16 protein-coding genes and 2 pseudogenes are annotated in these 16,294 nt (G+C 41.0%); 8 read left to right on the top strand and 10 right to left on the bottom strand.

Features of this window, described 5'->3' with window-relative positions:
• Nucleotides 1-146: pseudogene (locus FTV34_RS14945) on the top strand (IS4 family transposase); the annotation flags it as partial.
• A 53-nt stretch (nucleotides 147-199) separates the two neighbouring features.
• Here FTV34_RS14945 and apbC read toward each other — a convergent pair.
• Complete coding sequence (gene apbC, locus FTV34_RS14940) at nucleotides 200-1,459, bottom strand: iron-sulfur cluster carrier protein ApbC (protein WP_159124392.1); 1,260 nt, start codon at nucleotides 1,457-1,459, stop codon at nucleotides 200-202.
• Between the two features lie 290 nt (nucleotides 1,460-1,749).
• Entirely contained in the window at nucleotides 1,750-2,553 is an 804-nt protein-coding gene (locus FTV34_RS14935; RefSeq protein ID WP_180070707.1) for a hypothetical protein, read from the bottom strand.
• 314 nt (nucleotides 2,554-2,867) lie between these two features.
• On the opposite strand from FTV34_RS14935, the gene metG reads away from it, so the two are divergent.
• The 4 genes from metG to FTV34_RS14915 all read left to right on the top strand — a co-directional run bounded on the left by metG (nucleotide 2,868) and on the right by FTV34_RS14915 (nucleotide 8,549).
• Nucleotides 2,868-4,928, top strand: a complete 2,061-nt coding sequence (metG, locus tag FTV34_RS14930) for a methionine--tRNA ligase (RefSeq protein WP_180070705.1) — start codon at nucleotides 2,868-2,870, stop codon at nucleotides 4,926-4,928.
• Between the two features lie 197 nt (nucleotides 4,929-5,125).
• Entirely contained in the window at nucleotides 5,126-5,482 is a 357-nt protein-coding gene (locus FTV34_RS14925) for a hypothetical protein (protein WP_034581100.1), read from the top strand.
• 448 nt (nucleotides 5,483-5,930) lie between these two features.
• Nucleotides 5,931-6,911, top strand: a complete 981-nt coding sequence (locus FTV34_RS14920; protein ID WP_180070703.1) for an MBL fold metallo-hydrolase — start codon at nucleotides 5,931-5,933, stop codon at nucleotides 6,909-6,911.
• Nucleotides 6,912-7,361: 450 nt separating this feature from the next.
• A complete protein-coding gene (locus FTV34_RS14915) occupies nucleotides 7,362-8,549 on the top strand; it encodes an ammonium transporter (protein ID WP_180070702.1) in 1,188 nt (395 codons plus the stop codon).
• Between the two features lie 63 nt (nucleotides 8,550-8,612).
• On the opposite strand, the gene FTV34_RS14910 is transcribed toward FTV34_RS14915, so the two are convergent.
• The gene (locus tag FTV34_RS14910; RefSeq protein ID WP_179992654.1) at nucleotides 8,613-9,194 is read right to left on the bottom strand and encodes a LysE family translocator; all 582 of its coding nucleotides are present in this window, start codon (nucleotides 9,192-9,194) and stop codon (nucleotides 8,613-8,615) included.
• A gap of 144 nt (nucleotides 9,195-9,338) precedes the next feature.
• Entirely contained in the window at nucleotides 9,339-9,524 is a 186-nt protein-coding gene (locus FTV34_RS14905) for an NF038215 family lipoprotein (RefSeq protein WP_034702009.1), read from the bottom strand.
• A gap of 178 nt (nucleotides 9,525-9,702) precedes the next feature.
• Here FTV34_RS14905 and FTV34_RS14900 point away from each other — a divergent pair, with 178 nt between their 5' ends.
• On the top strand, nucleotides 9,703-10,563 hold the full coding sequence (locus tag FTV34_RS14900; protein ID WP_180070700.1) for a 1-aminocyclopropane-1-carboxylate deaminase/D-cysteine desulfhydrase: 861 nt from the start codon (nucleotides 9,703-9,705) through the stop codon (nucleotides 10,561-10,563).
• Between the two features lie 24 nt (nucleotides 10,564-10,587).
• Here the strand turns inward: FTV34_RS14900 and FTV34_RS14895 are convergent, their stop codons facing one another.
• Nucleotides 10,588-10,911, bottom strand: a complete 324-nt coding sequence (locus FTV34_RS14895) for a hypothetical protein (RefSeq protein WP_004785040.1) — start codon at nucleotides 10,909-10,911, stop codon at nucleotides 10,588-10,590.
• Between the two features lie 189 nt (nucleotides 10,912-11,100).
• Here FTV34_RS14895 and FTV34_RS14890 point away from each other — a divergent pair, with 189 nt between their 5' ends.
• The gene (locus tag FTV34_RS14890) at nucleotides 11,101-12,300 is read left to right on the top strand and encodes an NAD(P)/FAD-dependent oxidoreductase (protein ID WP_180070698.1); all 1,200 of its coding nucleotides are present in this window, start codon (nucleotides 11,101-11,103) and stop codon (nucleotides 12,298-12,300) included.
• A gap of 34 nt (nucleotides 12,301-12,334) precedes the next feature.
• On the opposite strand, the gene FTV34_RS14885 is transcribed toward FTV34_RS14890, so the two are convergent.
• From FTV34_RS14885 to FTV34_RS14870, 4 genes are all read right to left on the bottom strand, one after another.
• On the bottom strand, nucleotides 12,335-12,487 hold the full coding sequence (locus tag FTV34_RS14885; RefSeq protein WP_180013608.1) for a hypothetical protein: 153 nt from the start codon (nucleotides 12,485-12,487) through the stop codon (nucleotides 12,335-12,337).
• A 129-nt stretch (nucleotides 12,488-12,616) separates the two neighbouring features.
• A complete protein-coding gene (locus tag FTV34_RS14880) occupies nucleotides 12,617-12,784 on the bottom strand; it encodes a hypothetical protein (RefSeq protein ID WP_180070695.1) in 168 nt (55 codons plus the stop codon).
• A gap of 67 nt (nucleotides 12,785-12,851) precedes the next feature.
• Nucleotides 12,852-14,687: a mechanosensitive ion channel gene (locus tag FTV34_RS14875; protein ID WP_180070693.1), complete on the bottom strand. Its 1,836-nt coding sequence runs from the start codon at nucleotides 14,685-14,687 to the stop codon at nucleotides 12,852-12,854.
• A 198-nt stretch (nucleotides 14,688-14,885) separates the two neighbouring features.
• The gene (locus FTV34_RS14870) at nucleotides 14,886-15,239 is read right to left on the bottom strand and encodes a hypothetical protein (protein WP_034702043.1); all 354 of its coding nucleotides are present in this window, start codon (nucleotides 15,237-15,239) and stop codon (nucleotides 14,886-14,888) included.
• A 407-nt stretch (nucleotides 15,240-15,646) separates the two neighbouring features.
• Between FTV34_RS14870 and FTV34_RS14865 the strand changes: the two genes are divergently transcribed.
• Nucleotides 15,647-16,069, top strand: coding sequence for a hypothetical protein (locus tag FTV34_RS14865; RefSeq protein WP_005237048.1), 423 nt, complete (start codon nucleotides 15,647-15,649; stop codon nucleotides 16,067-16,069).
• Nucleotides 16,070-16,184: 115 nt separating this feature from the next.
• Here the strand turns inward: FTV34_RS14865 and FTV34_RS14860 are convergent.
• Nucleotides 16,185-16,294, bottom strand: a pseudogene (locus FTV34_RS14860) (IS5/IS1182 family transposase); the annotation flags it as partial.

Here is a 16,294-nt window from a genome sequence, read left to right as displayed (position 1 = left end):
ATTTAGGAAAAACAGGTTGGACAGTTCAACGTTTACTCAGAATAATTCAAGTGAATTTGTTTGAAAGAAGAACTTTAAAAGCTTTATTTTCACCCGATAAAATACCCATAAAACAAGAGGAAGCTCATTTGAGCTTCCTCTTGTGAAAAATTGTGGGACAGCAATGGAGCTTAAGCTCTCTTTTTTTTATTATAGAATCTTAGAAAATACGAGTTTTATCTTTTTCTGCTTTTGGCAATTTTGCTGCAATTTTCTGAGCAATGGCCATATAACTTTCAGCAGCATCATCTCCAGCAATCACTGAAGGCTTACCGGCATCGGCATTTTCACGAATCACTGCATTCAAAGGCAAGCGGCCGAGCAATGGAATATTGTATTGCTCTGACAGTTTATCACCGCCGCCTGTACCAAAGATCTGTTCTTCGTGACCGCAGTTTGAACAGATATGGGTCGACATATTTTCGACTACACCCATCACTGGAATCTGCACACGATTGAACAGTTCAATGCCTTTGGTCGCATCCAGCAATGCCACGTTTTGTGGTGTGGTGACGATCACAGCACCTGTGACTGGAATACGCTGAGCGAGCGTTAACTGGATATCACCTGTACCTGGCGGCATGTCAATCATCAATACATCCAGATCTGGCCATAGGGTTTGATTGAATAGCTGCATCAAGGCACCTGTTGCTTTCGGACCGCGCCAAGCAACCGGCGTATTATTATCACCTGTTAAGTGACCAATCGACAGCACTGCCATACCATAGGCATCGAGTGGGACAAACTGTTCGGCTTCGATCATCGGGGTTTTGCCGGCATTGCCGAGCATCGTTGGAATACTTGGACCATAAATATCCGCATCCAGTACACCCACTTTCAAACCTAATTTTTGCAAAGCTAAAGCCAGGTTCACAGTTGTGGTTGATTTACCAACACCGCCCTTGCCTGAAGAGACCAGAATGACATTCTGAATGCGTGGATGTTTGGGTACATCTCGTTGCTGTGGAGCAGCTTTCTGGATCGGTGGATTATTTGGATCAGCTTCTGCTTGAGCTACGCTGCCTGAAGCATCAACTACAGGTGGCAGATTCGATTTTGAAGCAGCAGTTTGCGGCTGGCTGGAACAGCTCTCGCCTTCTGCATGATGATGTCCACAACCGCCTTCTTTTTTATGACCCGTCTTTTGCTGAATCACATGCAGGTTTAGTTCTTTAATACCACATTTCTCTAGCGCATCCGCCAGTTCATCATGAATCTGCTGTAGCTGCTCTTTTTCTTCCGGATAGGTATTAATGGTGATCTGTAGTATCTCACCTTGCACATTGACCTGAGTAATCCGGTCTTTCAGTGCATTACTAGAATTTGGCAAGATATAGTTTTGCAGTACGTTCTGCACAGCTTCTTCGTTCACCTCCTTGGAAGGCGAAAAAACCGATTTAAGCGAAGAAAGCCAGGACATAGGTTACTCCAAAAAATATAGATAGACATCTGAATAGCTTAGTTTAACGAGGTTTTAGTCACAGGTTAAGCAATCTGTATTCAGAAGCCTGAAAGACAAATATAATTTCCAACTATTTTACTTGGTTTTAAAGAGTTACAGGGAAGAAAATTTATAAAGTCAGCATCACATCTTATTTATTGTTTTATATTATTGATATTTTAAAATTTTAAATAAAATTAACTAGATAGTATCCATTAAAAAGCCACTTCATTCAAAAATTAAATGAAGTGGCTTTCAACATGAAATGATTATTTATGATTTTTATCTTGATCGGTCTTGTTTTGCCCAGATTGATCAGCCTTATCCTGATCTTTTTTAGAATCATTTTTATTATTGGTCTGATCTGAATTTTGGTCCTTATCCTTAGCCTCTTTAGATGAAGAATCCTGATCCTGCTTTTTCGAATCATCTGACTGAGACTGGTCATCGCCTTTCATTTTAGTCATGGTTTCAGCCGCCATCTGTTTCAACTCATTCAGTTTCGTAGCAGCTTCATTCACCAACTCACTAATTTTGACCTTAGTATCTTCAAACTTGTGTAGCGCTTCATCTTTTAAATTTGCCATACGATCCTGGTCAGCCTGATTTGCTGATTTATCTCCAGAACTTTGATCCTGTGCCTTTTTCGAATCATCTGAACCTTGCTCGCCATTTTTCTGGCTGTCTGATTTGCCATTTTTTAGCTCATTCAGAATCTTTTCGCCTTTTTGCAACAGCTCTTCACCGATCGCGATGGCTTTCGCTTTTAAGTCATCCATTTTGGTACTTTCAGCTTTTTTATCGGATTGATCACCATGATTAGATTGGTCATTTTTAGACGCATCTTTTTGCTCTGATTGCTGATGACCAGATGCTTTAGAGTCTTGCTGATGATCAGAATTTTCATCAGCACCATTTTTTTGGGCTTCTAGGACTTCTTCATGCTTCTGCTTATGCTGTTTATCAATCTCATTCTGCTTTTGCTCTTGTTCAATCTTGTCATGCAGTTCTCGTGCATGTTGTTCTTTATCTTGATTCTGTTTTGAAGTACTTGTCTGGTTATTCTGAGTCATGAGTACCCTCCTAAGGCGTCATAATAAAAATGATCAGACAAGTTTTTAGCACAAAGCATGCAATAGCGTGGACGAATTAAGCAAACTGCAACAAAGCCTGTACATGTTGTTGCTATTGATTGCAGGAAGTAGCATCAACTTATCTCAATCGAATTTTTAAGGGCCAATTACCCGTCTATAGCCAGTTTTTGTATTCTGAATATTCAGCCTGATTTATTCCTTGTGCTTCTGTAAAAGCATTTCTTTGTAATCCCTTCTGCATCATGTAAAATTATGGCCCATTGCATAATGAATACGAATGAGAGAGTGAATCCGTGCGTAAAATCCTAGTCACCAATGCCCTTCCTTACGCCAATGGCCCGATTCATATGGGTCACTTACTCGGCTATATCCAGGCTGATATATGGGTACGTGCGATGCGTGCAATGGGTCATGACGTGACGTATGTCTGTGCGGATGATGCTCATGGTACAGCGATCATGCTGCGTGCTGAGGCAAATGGCATTTCACCTGAAGCACAGATCGCCAATGTGCAAAAAGAACACATTCGTGACTTTGACGGTTTCAGTGTGCATTTCGATCATTATGACTCTACCCACAGTGATACCAACCGCGCCCGCGCTTCAGAAATCTATATCAAAAACCGTGAAGCCGGTAATATTGCAGTTCGCCCTGTAACCCAGTTATTTGACCCTGAAAAAGGCATGTTCCTGTCAGACCGTTTCATTAAGGGTACATGCCCAAAATGTAAGGCGGAAGATCAATACGGCGATTCATGTGAAGTATGTGGTACTACGTATAACGCGACTGAGCTGATCAATCCAAAATCAACTTTAAGCGGTGCGACTCCAGTTGAAAAATCATCAGATCACTACTTCTTTAAGCTGCCAAACTTCGGTGAATACCTACAAAAATGGACACGTGATGAAGGCCGTCTGCCAGTATCCATCGCGAACAAGCTGGACGAATGGTTTGATGCTGGTCTGGCAGATTGGGATATTTCCCGTGATGCACCTTATTTCGGTTTTGAAATTCCAGATGCACCAAACAAATACTTCTATGTCTGGGTGGACGCACCAATCGGCTATATGTCGAGCTTTGAAAACTACATCAAGACCAAACGTCCTGACCTGAGCTTTGACGATTTCTGGAAAAAAGATTCTAAAAATGAAGTCTATCACTTCATTGGTAAAGACATTGTTTATTTCCATGCGCTGTTCTGGCCTGCAATGCTGGAAGGTGCCAACTACCGTACTCCAACTGGTTTATTCGTAAATGGCTTCCTGACTGTGAATGGTCAGAAGATGTCTAAATCACGTGGTACATTCATTAAAGCTGAAACTTATTTACAGCATCTGAACCCTGAATACCTACGTTACTACTTCGCCTCTAAACTTTCAGACAAGGTTGAAGATTCTGACCTGAATCTGGATGACTTCGTGCAGAAAGTGAATTCAGACCTGGTAGGTAAAGTGGTGAACATTGCCAGCCGTTGTGCAAAATTCATCAATACCAAGTTTGACAACAAACTGTCTGCAACTTGTGCCGAGCCTGAACTGGTTCAAAGCTTTATTGATGCTGGCGATTCAATTGCCAAAGCTTATGAAACCCGTGAATTCTCGGCAGCGATCCGTGAAATCATGGCACTTGCAGATAAAGCCAACCAATACATTGATGAGAAAAAACCTTGGGCTTTAGCGAAAATTGAAGGCGAAGAACAACAGGTTCACGATGTGTGTTCTGTCGGTATTAACCTATTCCGTCAATTGGCTGTGTATTTAGCTCCAGTGTTACCAACATTGGCTGCTCAGGTTCAGGCCTTCCTAAAACTAGCTTCTTTCGACTTTGCTTCACGTACAGAAATCTTAACAGGTCATGAAATTGCATTGTTCCAGCCATTGATGCAACGTGTTGATCCGAAAGCTGTGGCTGCGATGGTCGATGCATCTAAAGATTCTTTAGCTGCACCTGCTGCTGAACCAGCAAAAGCTGAGAAGAAAAAAGAGAAAGCCAAAGAGAAGAAAGCTGAGCCTAAAGTCGGTGAAGCTGAAATCATCACCATTGATGACTTCATCAAAGTTGACCTGCGTGTAGCGGAAGTTCTGGATGCTGCAACGGTTGAAGGTTCTGACAAGCTTTTACAACTCACGTTAAATGTCGGTGAAGCTGAACCACGTAATGTCTTCAGCGGTATCCGTGAGTTTTATAAACCGGAAGACCTGAAAGGTAAACTGGTGGTGATGGTTGCGAACCTTGCTCCACGTAAAATGCGTTTTGGTATTTCAAACGGTATGGTACTTGCGGCTGGTAATGGCGAAGGCGTTTGGGTGATTTCACCTGAATCTGGTGCTAAACCGGGTGATAAAGTTTCTTAAGATTTAGGTCTTAGATAGAAGAAAAGCCTCTACTGATGTAGGGGCTTTTTACTTAGTCTAATAAAATAATACTCAGCCAATAAAAGTTCTTCATCTTTAATTTTTTTTACCATTTATACAATATATTTTCTTGTTTTTAAAAAATATATCTATAGAATTTAAACGCTTTTTTATTTTTAGAATTATTCGGGGTAAACATGAAAAAATTACTAGTTTCAGCTTTAGCAGCATCAACAATTGTATTCACAGGATGTTCAGTTCGTATGGCTGATATGACTGTAGCTTCAACGAAAAACTTCAACCTAAACTCAACTCAGTTCGTTAAAGGCGAACGCGTTAAAGGCGAAGATAAAGTTCCAGTAATTTTATTCCCTTTAGGTATTCCTAATTTCAAAACAGCAGTAGATCGTGCAATTGAAAAAGATCGTTGTGCAGTAGCACTTTCTGATGTAGTCATCACTCAACTAAATCAAGCATTTCTTGTAGGCCAAATTGGCTATCGCGTAGAAGGCACTCAAATTATTGACCGTTCTCAGCCTGAATGCAGTAAATAATTGCTTATTAAAAAAGCCTCTATCTTTAGAGGCTTTTTTACGTCGATCTATAAATCGGATAGCACTTATTTATCGAGAAAAAATTCCCAGATGACATAGCCAATGCCGAAGCCTAGCAATGAATATAAGGTAATAATGAAAAATACAAATGCTGCATTATTTTTCTTTTTCCAAAAACTCATAGCGATACCCAAGGCTGTTTGCAATACCCCATGTTAACGGGCTTTTTTATAAAAGTGAAATTTATCTAAGTATTTTATTTATAAAAATATTTTTAGATAAAAAATCTTTTATTTCCTTACAAAATCAATATACAGATTTGAACTGAATGCCTAGTACAGATATTCAATTTCTCCTCTCTTTTTTAAAAAGGTAAATATTTTTATATTCTATTTTCATGCTTTACATGCTAATACATAGCATAAACCTCATAACCATAAGAATTGCCATGAATATTTTAAAGACATCCCTTCTCACCTCTCTACTTTCATTATCTGTTTTGGGTATAAGTGTGAGTCAGGCTGCTGAACCTGCAACAATTGCTTCACCAAAACAAGTCGCCGGCTACTATCATCACCAAATTGGTAATACCCAGATTACGGCTCTGCTTGATGGTACAAACTACTTAAATCCATCAATGTTTAAAGGCTTAAGTGATGCAGAAAAGACTGAGATTTTAAAGAAATATCATGCCGATCAAGCCAAAGGTATACAGACTTCAGTCAATGCTTTCCTGATTAATACAGATAATCAACTACTCATGGTCGACAGCGGTGCTGCAAGCTGCTTTGGTGCGCACTTAGGATCAATTTATAATAACCTCAAGGCATCAGGTTATCAGCCTGCTCAAGTGAGTGGTATTTTCCTGACTCATCTCCACCCTGATCATGTTTGTGGCATTTCAAATAACGGCGCAGCAAATTATCCAAATGCCACCTTACATATTTCTAAAACCGAATATGACTACTGGCTAAGTCCAAATACCGTTAAAAAACTACCGAAAGACCAGCAGGAGGGTTTCTTAGGCACCGTAGAGAAAATTAAAGCAGCCCTTGCACCCTATGAAAAAGCTAAAAAAGTGAAAGTCTTTTCTGATAAATCTTTAGCCTTTGGTGGGATCGAGTTTAAGCCATCCTTTGGTCATACCCCAGGGCATTACAGCTTTAAACTCAAAGCAGATGGTCAAGAAGTCGTATTTGTCGGTGACATCGTCCATTCACATACCTTGCAATTCGACAAACCTGAAACAGCCATAGAATTCGATGTTGATCCTAAAACTGCGGTGCAAACCCGTTTAAAGCATTTTGCTGAATATGCCAAGCAAGGCCAGACCATTGCAGCACCACATTTACCATTCCCAGGGATCGGTCATATTTACTCAAAAGATGGAAAGAGCTATCAATGGATTCCTGTGCATTTTAAAGATTAATTGAATACTTCAGAGATTTTAGCTCCGGATGAAACCCTAATTTTTTAGGGTTTTATTTATTGGAGATATAGCTAAGTTATAGTCTTCATGACTTCTAAAATTTAAAACCATGATGTACTTTTGCAATTCAAAATCATCTTTCACTTAATTTTTTTAAATTTTTTCTTAAAAATCCTTTTACTTTTCATGTGCACCTTTAGCACACATTTTTAACACACCATTTTCTGTGATAAAGCTAAATATCTAAAAAACAAAATATAAATTTAAATTTTATCTTTTCTTATGATGTCTTAGTTTGGTGCATAAAATTCTATTGTGCTTTATATCGAGTCTTGTCAGTTTCAAGAAATTCTTTATCAAAATTTCCCTTGTTAGTAACTCTTTTCGAATCAGTTTGCCTCTATATACTGGATTTCTTTTGTGATTCTATGCACTAAATTGGAACGCACAATGCAAAATATAGACTTATTATTTCTCCTTCTCGGTGCAGTTCTAGTGCTTGCCATGCATGCAGGATTTGCATTTTTAGAACTAGGGACAGTTCGCCATAAGAATCAGGTCAATGCCTTAAGTAAAATCCTAACTGACTTTTCCCTATCCGCCATCGCTTACTTTCTGGTGGGCTACTATATTGCCTATGGTCAGCATTTTTTCCACGATGCCTCTACTTTAGCAGCCGATCATGGTTATAACCTGATGCGCTGTTTCTTCCTGCTGACCTTTGCCGCAGCTATTCCTGCGATTATCTCGGGAGGTATTGCTGAACGGGCTAAAATGCGTTCGCAGGCTTTAGCGACTTTATTTTTAGTTGCTCTGATTTATCCATTTTTTGAAGGGATGATCTGGAATGGCAACTTTGGTTTTCAAGACTGGTTGGCAAATACCTTCGGTGCCAACTTCCACGACTTTGCCGGCTCTGTGGTCGTGCATGGCATGGGAGGCTGGATTGCTCTGGCTGCAGTCGTTTTACTTGGTGCACGTAATGGTCGATATAAGAATGATGGCCGGATTACTGCACATCCACCATCATCTATCCCTTTCCTTGCTCTAGGCTCATGGATTCTGATTGTTGGCTGGTTTGGCTTTAATGTAATGAGTGCACAACGCCTGGATGCTATTTCCGGACTGGTTGCGATTAACTCTCTAATGGCGATGGTCGGTGGAACTATTGCAGCAAAAGTAGCGGGTAAAGATGACCCGGGCTTCTTGCATAATGGTCCATTAGCCGGACTGGTTGCCATCTGTGCAGGTTCTGATGTGGTACATCCACTGGGTGCATTATTTATCGGAATCAGCGCAGGCGTAATTTTTGTGAAACTCTTTACCTATACCCAAAATAAACTCAAAGTTGATGATGTATTAGGGGTCTGGCCTTTGCATGGCGTATGTGGTGCTTTCGGTGGAATTGCTGTCGGTGTATTCGGTCAGCAATGGCTAGGAGGTATGGGCGGTGTTTCTATCATTTCACAATTATTCGGTACCGTACTGGCGATTGTAGTGGCTCTGGCAGGTGGATTCCTGGTTTATGGTCTGCTGAAAGTGTTGATCGGTATTCGTCTGAGTCAGGAAGAAGAATTTACCGGTGCGGATTTATCTATTCACCGGATCTCGGCAAATTCGGAAGAAAATATTTTTTAAGAACCAAATTAAAAAAGCCCCGAATCATTGGGGCTTTTTTTATGGTCTGCGATAATTGGAAAATTACTTCATCCCAAAGATCAGCTTTAATCCCAGCACGGTCATGACCGCCCCTGCTGCACGGTCAAAACCGGCTTTAAACTTCAAATATACTCGACGTGGTTTTTCGGCAGAAAGTGCAACGGCCACCAGCGAGCACCAGCCTGCATCAATAAAGAAACATAAAACCGGCAATACAAAGTAAAAGTAAGTTGGAATTTCTTTAGGTAAAAGCGCAGTAAAAATACTGGCCAATACAATGGCAATTTTAGGATTCGAGAGCTGGGTAATCAAACCTGTCATATAGGCGCGACGCAAGGACATCTGAGTTTGACTGTCATCGCCTGCATCGATCGGTTCTTTGGCATGTTTGATAATTTTAAAAGCCAACCAGAGCAGATATAAACCACCACAAATTTTAAGCGCCAGATAGGCAGATGGCACAGCCAGCAAAAATGCCTGCAAACCTAGAACTGCCAGCAGACCAAAAATAGCCGCCCCTGTTCCAGTACCTAAAGCTGTAAATAGGCCATGCTTACGTGAGATCGCAATTGAATTTTTCGCTACATAAATAGAAGTCGGTCCTGGGCTCATTGCACCTAACATGAGGGCAAAGGCAATTGAACCTAAAATCCAAAATGATTCCACGTGACCATCCAAACTTAAAATGAATGGCTTATTTTAAGTAAAAATAATTTATTTTGCTTTAATATTTCTACACAAATGATGCAATATTTGTGCGAAATCCGGCTATTTCTTCAATTGGTCTTGAGCGGTGAGGGATGAATCAAGCATCTTATAATCATGGTCATGCACCGGCACTCCGCCAATGATCATGCTTCGTGTATCAGTTTTAGGCTTATTCAAAGGATCATCGCAGCCAGATAAGCCTACTAAGAGCAATACACTTAAAATCGTACAGGATAGTATTTTCATTATTCTATCCTCCTCTAAGTTCCCTATAAGATTCAGATTAGCAAATTTGTTTAAATTTTCAGCATATGAATTGTGACAATCTACAAAATTTTATTCTTAGTTTAAGGAGCTCATGATTCTGCCATCCTGCTGATTCTATTTCGCTATAATTTGCTCATTCTTAGCTTATGAAAATACCATGTTTGAAAAAATCGCCCAGCATATTCCAGACCAGCGCATCTGGCTGAAAGACAGGTTTGTAACCATACGCCGTCTGGATCTGGTGCATCCGCAAATATCAGGCAACAAGTTTTTTAAACTGAAATACAACTTTCTGGAAGCACAGCAACTTGGCTTTAAAAAGTTGCTGACTTTTGGTGGCGCTTATTCCAATCATATTGCCGCAACGGCGTTTGCAGCCCGGCAGTTTGGCTTTGAGAGTGTTGGCATTATTCGAGGTGAAGAACTGGCTCATCAGCCTTTAAACCCCACTTTAGCGTTGGCACAACGATTCGGCATGCAACTGCATTTTGTGAGTCGTGAAGAATATCGACGTAAACAGGACGCTAATTATCTAGAAGCGTTAGCACAAAAGTTTCCTGCACATTACATCATTCCTGAAGGCGGTACTAATACATTAGCGATTCGGGGATGTCAGGAGATTCTAAAAGACAGTGATGCACAGTTTGACGTCATCTGCTGTGCTGTAGGCACTGGTGGCACGATTACAGGTTTGATTGAAGCCAGCCAGCCTCATCAACAGGTATTAGGATTTTCTGCCTTAAAAGGCAACTTCCTGAATGAGGAGGTGGCTAAGCTGACCAAGAAAAGAAACTGGTCCATTCTCGATGATTATTGTTGCAGTGGTTATGCCAAAACCACTCCTGAACTGATCCAGTTTATACAGCACTTTGAAGCTGAATATGATATTCCCTTAGAGCAAATTTATACTGGAAAAATGCTGTTGGGAATTTCAAATCTGATTGAAAAAGGCTGCTTTCCACCAGAAACAAAACTGCTGATCCTACATACTGGTGGACTACAAGGTCGAAATATTTAAATCGCTTAAAGTTCTGATCGAAACTTAAATGCCTATCGGATTATTTTCATTGAGTGCAATTAGCCCTTTGACCAGCCGATAGACATGCCAGACAAAGACAAGAAAAATAATCACAAAACCGATTAGAATCACGGTGAGCAGCCCACCTAGAATATAACCCAGCAAGCTGAACCAGAAGGTTTTAATCTGCCAGTCCACATGACTTTCCAGCCAGGTGCCCCGCATTTCATCACGTTTAATATAATTCATGATAATGGCGATTAATGGGGTTATTCCTAGGAAAAAACCCAGTAGATGAAGAATATAGCTGATCAGATTATATTGTTTGTATGCTGCCGTATCCGTCATAAATTATTCCTTTTCATTGTGATTATTTTTTAGGCATGACAAAACTATGCATGAATCCGCCAGCTGCTTCAAATTATTTATGATAAATATTCGCTAACACGTTGTAATTCGGGCAGCCCCTTTCAAGAATAGCCAAAGCTGAAATAAAATTGTCTATAATGCTCCCCTTTCTTCTCCCTTGAGTGTGTCATGTCTGTTCAGCAATACGATGTTTTGGTCATAGGTGCAGGTGCATCAGGTTTAATGACGGCCTATATGGCAGCACAACGTGGTCGTAAAGTCGTAGTCGTTGAAAAAGCCAATAAGGTGGGTAAGAAAATCCTGATGTCCGGTGGTGGCAAATGTAATTTCACCAACCTCTATGTCGAACCTGAAAATTTCATCTCGCACAATCCGCATTTTGTGATTTCAGCACTGACCCGTTATACCAATTGGGATTTTATTGGTATGGTCTGCGAATATGGCATCGAGTATGAGGAACGTAAACACGGACAGCTATTCACCTTAAATGGTGCCAAAGAAATTCTGGCGATGTTGCTCTCTGAATGTGACAAAACAGGTCTGGTCGAGATCAAAACCAACTGCGAAGTGAAAGCTATCAACACTGTAGACGATCAAGGATTTCAAGTAGCCACTTCTTTAGGATATTTTGAAGTAGAATCGGTTGTGGTTGCTTCAGGTGGCCTGTCTATTCCAACCTTAGGTGGTTCAGGCATCGGCTATGAGATTGCCAAACAGTTTGGACATCATGTCTATCCAACCCGTGCCGGTCTGGTGCCCTTTACTTTCTCGGATAGTTTCAAGGAAATCACCACCCGTCTGAGCGGTAATGCAGTCGAAGCCACTCTGTCTAATGATCTAAACAGTTTTACTGAAGCTTTACTGTTTACCCATCGTGGCCTAAGTGGCCCTAGCTCCCTACAGCTGTCAAATTACTGGGATGTTGGCCAAAGCTTTAAGGTCGATTTCTTACCAAGTGTCGACCTGTTTGATTTCTTTAAATCTAAAAAACAGAGTCAGCCTAAAGTTCTGCTACGCACTCTATTGACCGAATATTTACCGAAGAGCGTAGTACTAGAATTACAGAATCTGATCTGGCCTGAAGTAGCTGAAACATCTATTGGCAATATTAGTGATGACAAGCTGGAACAGATTGCCAAACGTTTAAGTGGCTTTGAACTGAAGCCTTCTGGAACTGAAGGTTACCGGACAGCTGAAGTGACTTTGGGCGGCGTAGATACAACCGAAGTTTCATCTAAAACCATGGAAAGCAAAAAGCAGAAAGGCTTGTATTTTGTGGGCGAGATACTGGATGTGACTGGTCATTTGGGAGGTTTTAACTTCCAATGGGCATGGTCATCAGCACATGCCGCATCGGAATATGTTTAATACAGAGATGATCTGGGAAGAGAAAATACTTCGCTTATTCCAGATAATCCGTTTTAAACAGGTTGAGATTGGCCGTATTTTCTAAACGGTCAATCGTCAGTTGCATTTTCTGAGCCGCTTCCTGCAGATGTAAGGGTACTTGATCTGCCATAGGCGCCATAAATTTATGCTGCAATGTTTTCCACATCTTATTGATCTCCTTTTTCTTTATATTTTTAATGCAAGAAAAATACCAAAATCATTTTAGTATTCACTTGAACATTCTATATTTTTTAAAAAAGAAATTCTATGTGTAGTGACTGAGCAGTGTTCTGGCTTAGTTAAATTCGTCTGAATCAGGTATTTTCTTATCCAGCTCTTTTTCAGCCTGCTCATCCTGTTTGCTTTTCACAAAGACAAATCGATAAGCAGCCGTGAAAAAGCCAATGGTTATGCCTGCTATCACTAAGGGTGCTAACAGATTATTCGGTTTCTTGGCATTCATTCAGATTTCCTCAGGATTAAAAAAATCGACCACTCAAGCGTGGCCGATTTTGTTTAAATAAAACAGGTTAATTCGGGTCATCTTTTTTTGGATGACTATCGACATCCGGTTCTTCTTCACCTGTAGAACCAAATGGATTATTCGCTGGTGGATGAGTTGGATCAACTTGAAGCGAATCCGGCACAGCCTGATCTACATCTGGTGTCACCTGATCTACACCTGAAGCTTCATCATCCTGTGGTGCAGTAGTTAAGGTCGCTGGCGTACTATTGGATAAATTGGTACGCATTGGCGCATTGTCATCTTGTGATCGATCTTGCTTCGGCACAATATTTTCTCCTGTAGTTGAACTGCCTGCACCTGTAGTACCACTGACATCAGCACCTAAGCCTGAAGTCATGATATTAGTTTCATTTTTCAAAGGATTCGGTTCTTTAGCTTCTCGTTTAGCTTTATCGATCAAATCAGTCAGTACACGTTCTGCTGGTTGACGGCCACCCAAACCAAAGGCCAAGGCAAAGGCCACTGCAACAGCACCCAGAGTTAAACCGAAGGCCAGATTTACGATCGAGTCAGCAATGCCCATGGCACGTAGCCCCATCGCAATGACCAGACCCATGATCAATACACGAACCAGGTTCGCTAACCAGCGTGAACTGTTGTATTCACCACGTTGCACAATATTAGCAACTACATTGGCCAGCCAGAAGCCGATCACCAGGATCACAGCACCTAGCAGGATGTTTGCACCAAAGTAGATGAACATCGCAATCAGGCCACTCACCTGTTCAAAGCCTAAACGGTCGGCTGCTTCAGAAACCGCAAATAGCATAGTGAACAGTACAATCAGATAACCCACCAGACTTGATAGTTTGGTTTTGCCTAGGAAGCGTTGCAGATCCAGTTTAGCTGGAACCTCATCTACGCCTGTTCCGGCAACGACTTCAGTCACCAGACGTGCTACCAGTCTAGACACCACATAAGCCAGAATCAGAATCAGTGCAGCAGCAATGATATTTGGAATGGCATTCATGATCTCATACAGCATTGCAGTTGCTGGTTGAGAAATTGCTTCGATACCCAGTGCTTCAAATGCAATGATTAATGACGTAATAATTACAACTGCGAAGATGAATGAACCAATCAGTTGAGCGACATTCGAGTTTTTGAAAATGCCGACTTTCTCAGCTTGATGTTGAATATTCAAGCTGTTGAGCAAACCTTCGACAATACCGCGAACAATTTTTGCCAGAATGTATCCGACAAATACAATAACTGCAGCAATGAAGATATTAGGCAGATAACTTACGACATCCGTCAGCATGTTCTGCACAGGTAGTAATAAACCGTGTAGACCTAGAATCGACAAGACAATTGGCAAGAACAGCAGTAAAATCAGCCAGTAAACAATTTCACTGATATTTTGGCTAATCGGGCTGACACCGACTTCGGCACTCAGCTTTTCATCCAGCTGGGTGCGATCAAGCATTTTTTGCAAGCCGACTTTGACCAGATTCGCCACAATCCACCCGACAAAGGCCACAGCAATAGCCGCCAGCAATTGTGGAATAAAGAGCAGGAACTGCTGGATCATATTACTGAACGGTCCACTCACTGCGGTCAGATTCAGTACGTTAAGTGCACCGATGACCGCAATAATCAGAATAATCCAGAACACAACACGAGCGATAATACTCTCGACATTAGAGCGATGTCCTGTCGCTGCATTTAAGTGTGTATTGGTCCCTAGTTTTTGCAAGATTTTTTTAACACCTGCCGAGACGAGTAATGCAATAATCCAACCTAGGACTAATATGGCAATTGCACTAAGAATTGGATGAAACTGATCCCAGTAGTACATGGCATCATAGCCACCACGTGGGCCTCTCATATAATCATTCATGTTTTCTGCCCTCTTTGTTATTACGCTATTTATCTGAATTCACGAGCTTATTTTTGAAATCTTCAGCTCTTTCCGATTGCTTATAAAGCTTGAACTTCCTGTGCTTAGCTTGCCTGGAGATACAGAACTTTGAAAAACATCACCACCTATTGCAAAAAAGCCCTAGTCATGAACCAGAGCTTTTTTTAATAATTCCAATTATTGGGTGGCCTGTTGAGCATCAGTTGCAGTGGCTTCTGCTGTATCTTGTGACATTTCGCCTACAGTGGCTGTTGCTTCTGTCATCGCATCATCTGCAGTAGCCATTGCTTCATTGCTTTCACCGCCTGGAGTAGCCGCCGGACTACCATTATTGGCAGGGGCTTCAGTCGCTGGTACTGGTGTATTAGGCTGGGTCGCAGGCGCATCTGGCTTCACATCTGCAAACATATAGAACAGGACTGCCAGTAAAAAGATACCGACCAAAATCAGGATATAGACAGGAATGCGCTTCTTCTGCGTAATTGCTGCCTGATCATGCAAAGGTGGTTTTTTATTAAAATCATCAACCATGACCATTCTCACTCTTTCTTATTCATAAGTAGATTTTTATCATAACAAGCAGTTATCACAGCTTCTGTGACAAAAGATGGTGAGATAGTGAATGGATGTAAGTTATATGTATGAGTCTGATGAACTTGGTATTAGTTTCAAAAAAAGGCATTTTCTAGCCTGAACATACTATGGTCTTATGGTTAGAAACTCTCTTCCGAGACAATTGATACTGGCAGTTTTTAGCTGATTTATCAGGAATTGAATTGTCTATAAAATAAACAATATACCACTATGATTTTATTAAATTTTAAGCACATTTTAAGTGGGCTAAAACATGCTGTAAAAATACCGTTTTTCAATATATCTGCTACTTTGCGCAAAATACGTTATAATTATCCACCTTATTTTTCATGCACCCGAGTTTTATGGCGTACCGTCAACAGAGTGTATCGCTTGATCTTGACACTGACGTCACACATCAATGTGCTTTGCACTACACTCGTGATCAGCATCTGATTGGAATCATTGAATTTAGCAAACCGAGCTTTATGCTACGCTGGCAAGATCTGGAATATTTCCGCCGCCGTACTGAAGAAATGTCGGTAATGCCTTTTCCGGACTGCATTAATGCCATGGTCATTGATGTACGGAATGTTGCGGCCTGGCTAGATAATGACGTTCCGATTATTCCATGGCGCCTACTGGAAGAAGATTGTCCGGTACGTCTAGTTGTGCCTGCGGATCGGATCGAGCATTATGCCGGTTTCTTTGAGCCGACCTGGTTAACGACCGATACAGATACTGCCATTCAGGAAATCCGTGACTTTATGGATATGTTTGTACATTAATTCCTGAATAGTAAAAAAACCTCCATATGGAGGTTTTTTTGTGCCTAAAACTCCTCCCTTTATTAAAGGGAGGTTGGGAGGGATTAAATTCGGTTTATTTAGGGTCTGTTGACACTTACTGTTCATAATTAACCCTATAAAGGTAGCCATAAAAATATACAGGCTAAAGCAACAGAACTTTGATAATTTCTTTTCAGCTTGTCATATCGAGTAGCTATTCCTCTA

This window comes from Acinetobacter sp. YH16038 (assembly GCF_013417275.1).
Lineage (GTDB): Bacteria > Pseudomonadota > Gammaproteobacteria > Pseudomonadales > Moraxellaceae > Acinetobacter.
The sequence above is the reverse complement of the archived record's forward strand: the minus strand, read 5'-3'. Positions and strand labels throughout refer to the sequence as shown.

Excerpts from the sequence above, each read along its gene's own strand:
- FTV34_RS14865 (WP_005237048.1), top strand. The coding sequence starts at position 15,647 with ATGGCGTACCGTCAACAGAGTGTATCGCTTGATCTTGACACTGACGTC.
- FTV34_RS14935 (WP_180070707.1), bottom strand. The coding sequence starts at position 2,553 with ATGACTCAGAATAACCAGACAAGTACTTCAAAACAGAATCAAGATAAA.
- FTV34_RS14890 (WP_180070698.1), top strand. The coding sequence starts at position 11,101 with ATGTCTGTTCAGCAATACGATGTTTTGGTCATAGGTGCAGGTGCATCA.
- FTV34_RS14895 (WP_004785040.1), bottom strand. The coding sequence starts at position 10,911 with ATGACGGATACGGCAGCATACAAACAATATAATCTGATCAGCTATATT.
- FTV34_RS14925 (WP_034581100.1), top strand. The coding sequence starts at position 5,126 with ATGAAAAAATTACTAGTTTCAGCTTTAGCAGCATCAACAATTGTATTC.
- FTV34_RS14880 (WP_180070695.1), bottom strand. The coding sequence starts at position 12,784 with ATGAATGCCAAGAAACCGAATAATCTGTTAGCACCCTTAGTGATAGCA.
- FTV34_RS14870 (WP_034702043.1), bottom strand. The coding sequence starts at position 15,239 with ATGGTTGATGATTTTAATAAAAAACCACCTTTGCATGATCAGGCAGCA.
- FTV34_RS14915 (WP_180070702.1), top strand. The coding sequence starts at position 7,362 with ATGCAAAATATAGACTTATTATTTCTCCTTCTCGGTGCAGTTCTAGTG.
- FTV34_RS14875 (WP_180070693.1), bottom strand. The coding sequence starts at position 14,687 with ATGAATGATTATATGAGAGGCCCACGTGGTGGCTATGATGCCATGTAC.
- FTV34_RS14885 (WP_180013608.1), bottom strand. The coding sequence starts at position 12,487 with ATGTGGAAAACATTGCAGCATAAATTTATGGCGCCTATGGCAGATCAA.
- apbC (WP_159124392.1), bottom strand. The coding sequence starts at position 1,459 with ATGTCCTGGCTTTCTTCGCTTAAATCGGTTTTTTCGCCTTCCAAGGAG.
- FTV34_RS14905 (WP_034702009.1), bottom strand. The coding sequence starts at position 9,524 with ATGAAAATACTATCCTGTACGATTTTAAGTGTATTGCTCTTAGTAGGC.
- FTV34_RS14910 (WP_179992654.1), bottom strand. The coding sequence starts at position 9,194 with ATGTTAGGTGCAATGAGCCCAGGACCGACTTCTATTTATGTAGCGAAA.
- FTV34_RS14920 (WP_180070703.1), top strand. The coding sequence starts at position 5,931 with ATGAATATTTTAAAGACATCCCTTCTCACCTCTCTACTTTCATTATCT.
- FTV34_RS14900 (WP_180070700.1), top strand. The coding sequence starts at position 9,703 with ATGTTTGAAAAAATCGCCCAGCATATTCCAGACCAGCGCATCTGGCTG.